This is a genomic window from Burkholderia sp. Bp9142 (assembly GCF_003853415.1).
Lineage (GTDB): Bacteria > Pseudomonadota > Gammaproteobacteria > Burkholderiales > Burkholderiaceae > Burkholderia.
On record NZ_QTPP01000051.1, the window covers coordinates 1 to 11,934 of the forward strand.

The window sequence follows — 11,934 nt, forward strand, 5'->3', positions numbered from 1 at the left end:
GTTCGGCGAGCGATTTATGCAGGCGCGTGGATAACGCGTTGTTCAACCGCCTCGCCCACAAAAATGCGGACAGGTTCGCCATGCAAGGAGATCCTCGAGGCGAAATACTACCAAGGTGACGACCTACCCCTAGAGTACAAGAGCAATCCGCTCATCTCGGCGTTAGGGCCGTTGTGGGACAGCAAATCGATGATGCGATCGCTCTCCGTCCCAGTTGCCTCATCCATCTCGGAGCGTTCTCGATCAGAGGAATATCGCTTGCATGTCATTGGCCGTTTATCAGGATTGGTTGTTCCAGTACCTGCGAGTTTGGAAATTTGCCATCTGGTGCAAATGATTGTTCGACAAAATTATGTCGGGCAAAGTGTATTCGTAGATAGTGCTGAAGGGGCTAAGGATAGGTATAGGTCGGTGCACGAGGGTAAGCTGATTCCAGTATTTGATCATGAGCGAACGCATGCATATTGCGCAGGAATATTTGGATTGTCAGGTGCAGGGAAGTCAAATGTGATTGAGGATGCTCTCAGATTTATACCGAGGACGATCAATCACGTGAACTACGGGTTGACTCAGGTCGTGGTAATTAAGGTTGATTGCCCTACTAGTGCAAGCCTGAAAGATATAATAAAGAGGATGATAGGGGAGTATGATAGATTGCTTGGATTGAAATATTTGGACCATATATGGAGGGGCGCAACGGTTATAGATCTGGCGAACCTCCTGTATCGCATTGCTCAGCGGCATCGGACGGGGTTGATTGTCATTGATGAGCTTCAAAATGCGCTCCGGGCTGTCGAAAGAAGTGACCCTCTATTCGATTTTTTTGTCGGTCTGACAAATGGGCGTGGCATACCGATTATTGTTATTGGCACGCCAAAATCTGAGCGACTGTTCAGAAAAACGCTTCGATCAGCGCGGCGAATTAGTAGTCATGGCGTGTTTCAGTGGAACGGCATGCGGGATGAGCGGGAGTGGAATCGGCTATGCGACCAATTGGAGAAATATCAGTGGCTTGCAAATGCAAGGCCGCTATCTCCTGATATAAGGAAAGAGTTCTATTTTAGAACCCAAGGGTTGCCGGGAATTGCCATCCCCTTGTATCAGCTAGCTCAATACAGTGCCATATACACCGGGATCGAGGAAATTACGAAGGACCTAATTCGTGATGTCTTTGAGGAGAGGATGGCCTCCTTGGCGCCGATGCTTGAAGCGATTCGTTCGAACAATAAAGCAAGGATGGCTCAATACGAAGATCTATTGGGCGATACGTTGAAGGATGTTGTTGCGACGATGGAGGCGCAGGCCAAACGCCACATGTACTTCGAGAATGCTATTCAGCATGACCGGGAGGAATCTGCAATTGATGCGGTTTCGAGATTATTGCTTCTCAACATGTCAGAGGAAGCCGCGTCAAATCTAGTTGACATCGTGCAAAAAGAGCTTCCCGCTGCTTCAACAGAAGAGTTATGTGCTGAAGCTATTCGGCGTTTCTATAGCCAGCAACCTCAAAAAAGATCGCCGAGTAACAGAAGGGAAAAGACCTCGACTGTGGCCGATCAATGCGGTTGAGTTATTTATTATCTCCAATTTGCAATAGGAGATCTTGGATGTCGATCGCACTATTCCCTCTTTGTGATAACGAAACGCTTGAAAGCAATTTTGGGCGTTATGCAGAATTCTTTGGACTTAAGTCCACGAAATGGTTGCGAGGGCAGCTTTTCGGATATTGTGGCAAGCCTGGTATAAGATTGCCAAATTCTATATCGAGGCTCGCTGAGCAGGCGCGTGATTATTGGCGAATTAGTGCTGAAGATGTAGTTAAAAATCATACAGAATATTTGTATGCAACAAGAATCGTGTCGCCGGCCATGCGAGTGGAGGTTCTCCGTAATATGTTGCAGCCACCGGAAAGGGGTTCGTCTGGTAGGGTGAGCGCCTACGGACAGAGGCGTGAGCGTATTCCGGGGTTGCGGTATTGTGAGGAGTGTTTGGCGCAATGGCGGGATAAGCGTGTTGAGGCGTATTGGAAATTGAATCATCAGTTGCCCGGGGTATTATACTGCGATGAGCATAAGATCGCATTGAAGGTGGTTGATCAAACCAGGGTTGATTATGATTTCGGGGTAACAATTGGGCGATGTGTGAGCGCTCTCGATCGTGTGATTATTCAACCGGCGTCTCAATCGGAGCTGAGAGCGCTTATGGATATCGCGAGGTTGAGTGTTGATCGAAGGAGATTCGACGAAAGCATTCCGATGCCGCTGAATTATCGTGACTTGCTGCAGAAGGGTGGATTTTTGCGGTTGGATTCAACCGTAAATAGAGTTGCCCTTGTTTCTGAGTGGTTGGAGTACTTTGGTCCGGAATACTGCTGTCTCACAGGTATAAATGCGCGACGAATTTTGAAATGGCTGGGCACTATTGAAGCGTGTGCATCTGTGGAAAAATTTTCCCATCCATTCATGTATGTTGCTGCTGAATCATTTCTCGAGAATCGAATATTATCTATGGGATCATTTGCGCCGGCTCGTCGAAGGAAACTAATTCCGGTGAGGTGCAAGGGTGAGAATCCACCATGTCTTGATCTGCCGCTGTGCACTGGAGCATTGCATCAAGATGGCGACATCTACAAAGTATCGGGGTACCTAATCAGGTCTGGTGGTTGGAAGGTGGTATGTTCGTGTGGAATATCATATCGCGTGCTGGATGTCTGTATAGACGAAGCGGCGAGAATGATTCCGTTTGCATACGGGGTGCGATATCATAAAAAATTCGTTGAGTTGTTAGAGAGAGGGTTTAGTCCCAAAAAAGCAGCGCGTGAATTGCATCTTGGCGAGACAACAGGATTGTTATGGGCGCGTAAAAGCGAGCCCAAGCACCACGAACCGATATCCATGGCGGAAATTAAAAAAAATCGAACAGAATGGTGTCGTCTCGTTGACGGCGCCCCCCGGACGATGCGTATCACGTCAGCCCAGCGTGCGAATCCCAGCTTGTATGAGATATTGAACAAGAACGATCATGTATGGTTTTCTAAATTCAATCGAAGTCACAGGTCGTGGCGAACTGAGGCACCATTTCACGTAAACGGGATAGATTTAGAGGGAGGAAGGGCTCGGAAAGCATGGTCTGAAATCATGCAGATGGAACCCCCGGTGCGTGCGACCCGGATTGCTATTCTCGATCGGGCGGGTTTGCCTCTGCACTTGGCTTCTGAGACTCACGCTCGATCTCCACTTTGGGCCGAATTGACGGAAACGCGCGAAGCTCATCGTGAAAGAGTTGTTTCATGGCTATGTTCGTTTTCGACGAAGCATCATATGCGGAAAGGTAATAACTCTATCAATGATGCGATTCGAGGAACGGGTCTAAACATGCGCAGTTTTACCCGTGAGCAGAAGGAGCGGATTCGAGAATTTGTATCGCAAAGTTCAAAGAGTGATACTTGAGAGATCGGCGCTATTTTTCGAGATTGAATGCTTTGCATATAAAATGCGGCATCGCACAATTAATTGTGCTCGACTCGATATGTCACATATTTTTATTAGCGCAAGGAGCACCGATGGCGCAGACATTGTGGTCTTGTGAGAGGGACTTTCCGATGGTCGGCTACGATTATCTGCAAACTCTGCAATCTTCGAGTCGATGCAATCTCTACCAACCGTAAGCGTTTCCGCAGGAAATTACCGCAGACTTTGTTGTACGCCGATAGCGAGCACGGCGTCGGTCGACGGCGACGTGAACACTTCGCCGCAGACGGCCGCGCTCAGCATCCCTTCGCCGACATAGCCACCGTGTGCGGGCTCGTGGCCGCTGCCGCCGCCGGACAGGATCGCGACGGGGCGCTGCGACGGCTCGGGCAGCGGCTGGCGGACGAGCACGTGCTCGTCGCCGAGGATCGCGAGATGCGGCGACTGCCGCGCGATGCCTTCGAGCATTTCGCGCACGACATCGGACGGGTGGTTCACGAGCTTTTTCATGGCGGCGGTTTCCTGACGGTGGGACGGCGGCCGGCGGCAAGCATGCGGTGCCGGCCGGGCGACGTACTGTGGATCGTAGGCGGCGCGACCGGAAACGGCGCGCCGCACGGTCAGCGTTACGTAACATCGAAGCATTCGTAGCACGAATGTAACGAAAACTGCGCCGCTCATGGGCCCGGAACGCGTCGGTCGTGATCGCGGGCGCTCGGCGCGCACCCGGTGCGGATACTGGCCTGGCGGCCGCGACGCCCGTTCGCCAGCGCCAATGGCATGGAAAATGCTAATTGTTCCCCCGGTCCATATTCGAACATTCCATCGCCCGGACCGCAAGGAGACCACCATGTATCGAACCCGCATGCTCACGTCCGCCGCGGTGCTGGCCGCTGTCGGCGTACTGACCGCCTGTGGCGGCAACGACGTCGCCGCGCCGTCGAGCGCGGCCGCCAGCACCAGCGGCGCGACCGTCACCGACAATCGGCCCGGTAACGTGACCGATGGCGGCTGGGGGACCAGCGGCGCACCGGGCACGAACGGGGTCATCAGCACGACGGGTCAGCTCGCCATCGCCGTCGGCAACACCGTCGCCGGCACGTCATTGCCGGTACTCGGCAACAACGTGACGCGCAGCGCCGGCGACACCATTGCGAGCGTCAGCACGATCTCCCGCGCGGCGAGCAATGCGTTGAGTGACGGCCTCGGGCGGATCGGCTCGACTGCCGACCCGGTCGGCACGACGGTCGCCGGGCTCGGCGAAGTCGTCGCCACCACGGGCAATCCGATAGCGGGCCTCGCGCAGACGATGCGCGCGCTCGGTTCAGGGCCGCTGGCACCACTCGCGCCCGTGACGACACCCGTCGACGCGGTGCTCGATACCGTGGCGGGCGGCCTCGGCACGGCGGGCAACACGATCGGCGCGACGCTGGCGTCGGGCGCCGTGCAACAGGTCACGCAACCGCTCGGCTCGGCCGTCACGCCGCTCGTCATCGCGGCCGGCCAGGCCACGCAGCAGGTCGGCGCGACGACGGGGCTCGGGCAACCGGTGGCCGGCCTGCTCGGTCAGGTCGGCGGCGCGGTGTCGACGGCAGGCTGGCGGCTGGGGATCCCGGCGCAGCCGGCCGTCGGCCCGGCGAGTGAGATCGTCGGCGCGGCAGGCGGGCTCGCCGGTGCGGTCGGTAACACCGTGACGAACGCGGGCGGGCTCGTCGACTACAACGGCCCGAACGGCATCGCGCCGATTCCCGGGCTCATCGTGAGTCTCGCCGGTGCTTCGGTCACGACCGTGCAGAACGGGCCGACGAACGGCGCGACGAGCGGCACGACGAGCGGCACGACGAGCGGCACGACGAGCGGGGCGGGGCCGCTCGGCGGCTTGCTGCCGGGACTCGGATCGACACCGCTCGGTTCGGTGACCGGCGCGCTCGGCGGCTCGACCGGCGCCGGTGCGGCAAGTCCGCTGGCACCGGTGACGAGTCTCGTATCGACGGTCACCGGCACGCTCGGGCGTGCAGCGGGCGGCGCGGGATCGAGCGCCGGTTTCGCGGCGAATCCGCTGGCGCCGGTGACGTCGCTGCTCGGCGGCGTGCCGGGCGGCGTCGGGAAGTAGTTGCGCACGATGCGGCGAGCAGGCTCGCTGCTTGCCGTTCGCGCCGGCCGTGGCGCGCTTCGCAGCGGTTTCACCGGCGCCACCGCCAACGAATCGCGGTGAGCCGGCCCGACCGCTGTCCGCATCGCAGAAGCGCGCCGCCGCGCGCTTGCGCCTACTTGACCGCCGCGATCGCCTTCGCGCGAATCAGCCGCGCACGCAGCACATTGCGGCTGATGCCGAGCAGTCGCGCGGCCTGGATCTGGTTGCGGTGACTGAAGTCGAAGGCGACGCGCATCACGGTGTCCTCGATGTGCTCGAACAGGTGCTCGTGCGCCTCGTCGAACAGCGCGCACAGCGCCAGTTCGAGCGCTTCCTGGGCGGGCGCGCAGCTACGCGCTTCTCGTGCGCCCACGGCCGTGACCGAAACGCCTGACGACGACAGGTCAAGGTCGGTGTCCAGCAGCGCATCGTGGCGGCTCACCAGCAGCGCGTGATGCATCACGTTCTCCAGTTCGCGGATATTGCCGGGCCACGAATGCGCTTCGAGCCGGCGCGCCGCGCGCGGATCGATACCGCGCGGCCCGTGGCCGAGGCGGCTGCGGTATGCGTCGAGGAAGTGGCGCGCGAGCGGCAGGATGTCGCCGGGCCGTTCGCGCAACGTCGGCACGTCGAGCCGCACGACGTTGAGCCGGTAGAACAGGTCGCCGCGAAACCGTCCGGCCGCCACCGCCTGCCGCAGGTCGACGTTGGTCGCGGCCACCACGCGCACGTCGACCGGGATGCCGGTGCGCGAGCCGACCCGCACGACCTCGCGCTCCTGCAGCACGCGCAGCAGCTTGACCTGCATCGACAGCGGCAGGTCGCCGATCTCGTCGAGAAACAGTGTGCCGCCGTTCGCGGCCTCGAACCAGCCGGGCTTCGCGCCGACCGCACCCGTGAATGCCCCTTTCTCATGACCGAACAGTTCGCTGTCGACGAGCGTGTCGGATAGCGCGCCGCAGTTCACGGCAACGAACGGCCCGTCGCCGCGACGGCTGACGTCGTGCACGTGGCGCGCGATCAACTCCTTGCCGGTGCCGGTCTCGCCGACGATCAGCACGTTCGCATCGCTCGGCGCGACGAGCCGCACGCGTTCGAGCAGCGCGAGCGAACGCGGATCGACGAACACGTGCGCACGGGCGCGGCCCGGTGCGTGGTGCGCGGAGTATATGGAGCGTGCGGAAAGCGGCGCGCCGCGCGACCGCGCGAGCGATTCGTCCGGCTGCGTGGTGACGACACGAAGATTGACCGGACGCGGCGCTGCAAGAAGAGTGGTCATGGCGGTGACGGCGTGAGTCGATCGAACGGACCGGACCCGCGCCGACGGGCGCCGTGGTCCCGCCGTGGTCCGGTTGCTGCCTGGTCAGCAGAGTGTTCCGTGTTTTGCGCCGCACGGGAAACATCGATTTCTGATAACGAAAGCGGGATTGCTGCGCAGGATGCAGTTGCGGGGACGTGCGCTGTTGCGACAGCGGATTCGACGTCGTCGCGATCGATGCGACGGTGCGTCACCGCCGCGATCGGGCGAACGGCGCGCGCGACACTGCTGATTGAGCAGCAGTGCATCAGCAACGCTGCTTCCGCCGGTTCATCTCACTGTGGAATATCGATGTGATGCGATTCCCGGAACGCTTGCCACGGCTGGCCATTTGGCCGCGGAAGCCGTGCACGGCAGGGGATCGAGGCAAACTTCGTGATGCAGATGATCGAACGATCGCACATCCGTCGACCATGGCACGCTCCTTGCGAACCCGACACCGTATCGGCGCGATAACGCGCGGCTCGACAACCGGATCGCATGGCATGAGCAACATCCTCAACGTCGTCGCCCTATCGGGCGGCCTGCAACGGCCGTCACGCACGCTGGCGCTGACCAACGCGATCGTCGCCGCGCTCGGCGACGCCTTGCCGATCGACACGCGGCTGATCGAACTCGGCGAGATCGGCAACCGGCTGGCCGGCGCGCTGAAGCGCGCGCAGGTCCCGCCCGATCTCGACGCGCTGATCCGCGCGATCGAGACGGCCGATGCGCTGGTGGTCGCGAGCCCCGTGTATCGCGCGTCGTACACGGGCCTCTTCAAGCACCTGTTCGACCTCGTGCATCACGAGTCGCTGGTCGATGTGCCGGTGCTGCTGGCGGCCACCGGCGGCAGCGAGCGCCACGCGCTCGTGATCGACCATCAACTGCGGCCGCTGTTCAGCTTCTTCCAGGCGCGCACGTTGCCGATCGGCGTGTACGCGGCCGAAAGCGATTTCGATCGCTACGAGATCGCGAACCCCGCGCTGCGCGCACGCATCGCACTCGCGGTCGACCGTGCGGTGCCGCAGTTGCAGCCGCGTGCGCCGGCCGCCGTGGCTGCGTAGCCCGTCTTTCGTTTTCCCCTTCGATCAGGACCTTTCATGAGCATTCACGAACCTTCGGCCGACGGCGTCAAATTCGCGTACTGGGTGCCGAACGTCAGCGGCGGCCTCGTCGTCAGCACGATCGAGCAGCGTACCGACTGGAGCCTCGAATACAACCAGACGCTCGCGCGCACGGCCGAGGCGGCCGGCTTCGACTACGCGCTGAGCCAGATCCGCTTCACGGCCGGCTACGGCGCCGAATACCAGCACGAATCGGTCTCGTTCAGCCAGGCGCTGCTGCACGCGACGACGAAGCTCAAGGTGCTCGCCGCGATCCTGCCGGGGCCATGGCATCCGGCCGTGGTCGCCAAGCAGCTCGCGACGATCGACCATATTTCGAACGGACGCATCGCGATCAACGTGGTCAGCGGCTGGTTCAAGGGCGAGTTCACCGCGATCGGCGAGCCGTGGCTCGAGCATGACGAACGCTATCGGCGCTCGAAGGAATTCATCCAGGCGCTGAAGGGCATCTGGACGCAGGACAACTTCACGTTCAAGGGCGACTTCTACCGCTTCAACGATTACACGCTGAGCCCGAAACCCGTGCAGAAGCCGCATCCGGAGATCTTCCAGGGCGGCAGCTCGCGCGCGGCGCGCGACAACGCAGCCAGTGTGTCGGACTGGTACTTCACGAACGGCAACACGCCGGAGAACCTGAAGGCGCAGATCGACGACATCCGCGCGAAGGCCGCCGCGAACCACCATCGTGTGCGGATCGGCGTCAACGCGTTCGTGATCGCGCGCGACACCGAGGAAGAGGCGCGGGCCGTGCTCGACGACATCATCCGGCACGCGCACGTCGAAGCCGTGCATGCGTTCGGCGATGCGGTGAAGGAAGCAGGCCGCGCGTCGCCGGAAGGCGAGGGCAACTGGGCAAAATCGACGTTCGAGGATCTCGTGCAGTACAACGACGGCTTCCGCACGAACCTGATCGGCACGCCACAGCAGATCGCCGAGCGGATCGTCGCATTGAAGGCGATCGGCGTCGATCTCGTGCTCGCCGGGTTCCTGCATTTCATCGAGGAAGTCGAGTACTTCGGCCAGCGCGTGCTGCCGCTCGTGCGCGAGCTCGAAGCGCAGCGTCAGGCGGTTGCCGCGTGATGCGCACGGGTGTGCCGCGGCCGGTTGCGGTCGCCAGGGACCGCGCGATCGTGTGAACGTCATGGCCGGCGATGCGTATCGCCGGCCGTCAACGATCGCTGCTTCACGACGGGCGGCGCGTGCGGGCCGGTGCTTCACCCGAAACACGACCTGCCGTACGCATCACGCGACCCCTGCCATTCTCGACGCCTCGACGAGCATCTGCACGCCGAGGCCACCGAGCACCGCCCCCATCGCCCAGCGCTGCGCAAGCAGCAGCGCCGGACGTCCGCGCAGGAGTTTCGCGATGCCGCTCGAGCAGATCGCGACCAGCCCGTTGGCCGACGCGAACGCCGCGATCAGCAATGAACCGAGAAACAGCGACTGGCCGAACACGCTGCCTTGCCGGTAATCGATGAACTGCGGCAGCAGCGACACGAACAGCATCGCGAGCTTCGGATTCAGCACGCTGGTGGTCGCGCCCATCGCGAGCAGCCGCAGCGGCTGCGCGTTCGGCAGCGCCTGCACCTCGAACGGCGAACGGCCGCCGGGCCGGACGGCCTGCCACGCGAGGTAGAGCAGATACGCGGCGCCCACCACGCCGAGCACGGTACCCGCGTACGGCACGCGAAGGAACAGCGTCGTGATCCCGAACGCGGCGGCGAACATGTAGAACAGGTAACCCAGCATCACGCCCGCCAGCGAAATCAGCCCGGCGGCGCGCCCCTGCGCGATCGAGCGCGACATCACGTAGACCATGTTCGGTCCCGGCGTGACCGCGAGCATCCCGCCGATGACCAGGAATCCGTAGAGCGAGCCGGAGGTATGCATGGTTGCTTCCCGCAATGAACGTCAACGGCATCCATTGTCCGACCATGGAGGAAGACAGTAAAACGGGATAAACTGAACCGATTAATCAGATTTTCTGAATGCCATGAAAAAGCTCGATCTCGATGTGCTGGCGATGGTGGTGGCCGTGACGGAGTCCGGCTCGTTCGCGCAGGGCGCGCAAGCGGTGCATCGGTCACCGTCGGCGGTGAGCATGCAGATCAAGGCGCTGGAGGATGCGCTCGGCAAGCTGCTGTTCATCCGCGACACGCGCAACGTCACGGCCACCGACGACGGCCGCATGCTCGCCGAATACGGCCGCCGGATGCTGGCGATGCGCGACGAGGCGTGGGCGTCGGTCGTGCGCCCGGAGATTCGCGGCCGCGTGACGATCGGCGTGCCGGACGACTACATCTCGTCGCTGCTGCCGCAGGTGCTCGGCAAGTTCGCCGCGATGCATCCGCGCGTCGAAGTGCGCGTGATCGGCCAGCCGAGCAGCGCGCTCGTGCCGATGCTGAAGGACAACACCGTCGACCTCGCGTGCCTCACGCGCATCAAGGGCGTGACCGGCGAACGGGTGCGGCTCGAGCCGATCGTGTGGACCGGATCGGCGAAGCGCAACGTGTGGGAAGAGCGGCCGCTGCCGGTCGCGTTGTTCGCGCACGGCAGCATGGCGCGCGATCACGCGATCAAGGCGCTGAAGCGGCAGAAGATTCCGTTCCGGATGTCGTATGAAAGCCCGAGTTTCCTCGGGCTGCTCAGCGTGGTCGAGGCCGGCCTCGCGGTGGCGCCGCTCGCGCGCTGCAGCATCCCCGCGCACCTCGTGCAGCTGTCGCCGAACGAAGGGTTGCCGCCGTTGGGCGAGATCGAGGTCGTGCTGGCGCGCAGCGCGCAGTCGGCCCGCCCGCCATGCGACTACCTCGCCGAACAGATTCTCGATGAATGGCGTGCGTGATCGCGCTGTCCGTCCGCCCGAACGTCAGCACGATTTCAGCAGCCATTCCCGAAACGCCACCAGCGACGGCAGCGTGTCGTTTTCCGGCGGATACACGAGGTAGTAGCTGCGCCGGCTGGTGATCGCGTCGCCGATCGACACGAGCTCGTTGCGGCTCAGCTCGTCTTCCACCAGCACCTTCGGCACGAGGCCGATCCCCATTCCGGCCCGCACGGCCTGGATCAGGTGCGACGTCAGCTCGAAGCTCGGGCCGATCCGCATCTCGCGATGATCGAGCCCGAAATGCGAGAACCATTCCGCCCAGGCTTGCTGATTGCTCGTCACGCCCAGCAGCGTCTGCCCGACCGCCCATGCCGGCGCGCGCGGGGCGGCCTTGCGGCGCCCGGCCGCGTCGGGGCGCGCGATCGCGATCAGGAACTCGTTGTACAGCCGATGCGCGTGCAGGCCGGGCCAGTCGCCCGTGCCGACGGTGATGGCCGCATCGAGATCGTCGGTATGGAAGTCGATGCCGCCGATGCGCGAATGCAGGTGCACGGTCACGCCCGGATGCGCGGCATAGAAGTCGTGCAGGTGCGGCAGCAGCCATTTCGAGCCGAAGGTCGGCAAGGTCGCGAGCCGCAGCGTGCCGGCGCCGGCCTGGTGCGACATCGCCTGCAGCGTCGCGCCGCGGATGCGCCCGAGCGCGCCGCTCAGCTCGACGAAGTAGCGCCGCCCGACTTCCGTCAGCTTCACGGAACGGCCCTCACGCCGGAACAGCGGCACGCCGAGCTGATCCTCGAGCGTCTGAACCTGCCGGCTGATCGCGCTCTGGCTCAGCGACAGCTCGTCGGCCGCACGCGTGTAGCTTTCGTGCCGCGCGGCGGCCTCGAACACCAGCAGCAGCGACATGGACGGGGTGAGGCGGCGGTAATTCATGAGTTTTATGCAAGTTTTGCCGGGGGAGAATTCGTTTGTTTCTCGTGCTGATTCGCAAGATACTGGATTTCCGGGTCGCGTGGAATCTTGCTCAAAACTCATGTTTCTGACCGAGGCAGCGCACCGGCTCCCCCCACCTCGCGCTTTCA

The 11,934-nt window shown here is 62.0% G+C and carries 9 protein-coding genes and 1 pseudogene; 6 read left to right on the forward strand and 4 right to left on the reverse strand.

Translation table 11 applies throughout. From position 1 onward, the window contains the following. Positions 1–1,569, forward strand: a 1,569-nt coding sequence (locus DIE22_RS34135) for an ATP-binding protein (protein WP_311767761.1), incomplete at its 5' end; no start/stop codon positions are given. 38 nt (positions 1,570–1,607) lie between these two features. Next, positions 1,608–3,449, forward strand: coding sequence for a TnsD family Tn7-like transposition protein (locus tag DIE22_RS34140; RefSeq protein WP_185640755.1), 1,842 nt, complete (start codon positions 1,608–1,610; stop codon positions 3,447–3,449). A 261-nt stretch (positions 3,450–3,710) separates the two neighbouring features. Here DIE22_RS34140 and DIE22_RS34145 read toward each other — a convergent pair. Further along, positions 3,711–3,980, reverse strand: a pseudogene (locus DIE22_RS34145) (dihydroxyacetone kinase subunit DhaK); the annotation flags it as partial. 340 nt (positions 3,981–4,320) lie between these two features. Here DIE22_RS34145 and DIE22_RS34150 point away from each other — a divergent pair. After that, the gene (locus tag DIE22_RS34150) at positions 4,321–5,583 is read left to right on the forward strand and encodes a collagen-like triple helix repeat-containing protein (protein WP_124607151.1); all 1,263 of its coding nucleotides are present in this window, start codon (positions 4,321–4,323) and stop codon (positions 5,581–5,583) included. A 154-nt stretch (positions 5,584–5,737) separates the two neighbouring features. Here DIE22_RS34150 and DIE22_RS34155 read toward each other — a convergent pair whose 3' ends face one another. Continuing rightward, positions 5,738–6,883, reverse strand: a complete 1,146-nt coding sequence (locus DIE22_RS34155; protein WP_124497095.1) for a sigma-54-dependent Fis family transcriptional regulator — start codon at positions 6,881–6,883, stop codon at positions 5,738–5,740. Between the two features lie 524 nt (positions 6,884–7,407). On the opposite strand from DIE22_RS34155, the gene msuE reads away from it, so the two are divergent. Continuing rightward, a complete protein-coding gene (msuE, locus tag DIE22_RS34165) occupies positions 7,408–7,968 on the forward strand; it encodes an FMN reductase (RefSeq protein ID WP_124497093.1) in 561 nt (186 codons plus the stop codon). A gap of 36 nt (positions 7,969–8,004) precedes the next feature. After that, complete coding sequence (sfnG, locus tag DIE22_RS34170; RefSeq protein ID WP_124497092.1) at positions 8,005–9,108, forward strand: dimethylsulfone monooxygenase SfnG; 1,104 nt, start codon at positions 8,005–8,007, stop codon at positions 9,106–9,108. 162 nt (positions 9,109–9,270) lie between these two features. Here the strand turns inward: sfnG and DIE22_RS34175 are convergent, their stop codons facing one another. Further along, positions 9,271–9,918, reverse strand: coding sequence for a LysE family translocator (locus DIE22_RS34175; RefSeq protein WP_124497091.1), 648 nt, complete (start codon positions 9,916–9,918; stop codon positions 9,271–9,273). Positions 9,919–10,021: 103 nt separating this feature from the next. On the opposite strand from DIE22_RS34175, the gene DIE22_RS34180 reads away from it, so the two are divergent. Continuing rightward, positions 10,022–10,870: a LysR substrate-binding domain-containing protein gene (locus DIE22_RS34180; RefSeq protein WP_124607152.1), complete on the forward strand. Its 849-nt coding sequence runs from the start codon at positions 10,022–10,024 to the stop codon at positions 10,868–10,870. A 24-nt stretch (positions 10,871–10,894) separates the two neighbouring features. Here the strand turns inward: DIE22_RS34180 and DIE22_RS34185 are convergent, their stop codons facing one another. Then, positions 10,895–11,785 (reverse strand): LysR substrate-binding domain-containing protein, encoded by an 891-nt coding sequence (locus DIE22_RS34185; protein WP_124497089.1) that lies wholly within the window; start codon positions 11,783–11,785, stop codon positions 10,895–10,897. Positions 11,786–11,934 lie beyond the last annotated feature (149 nt).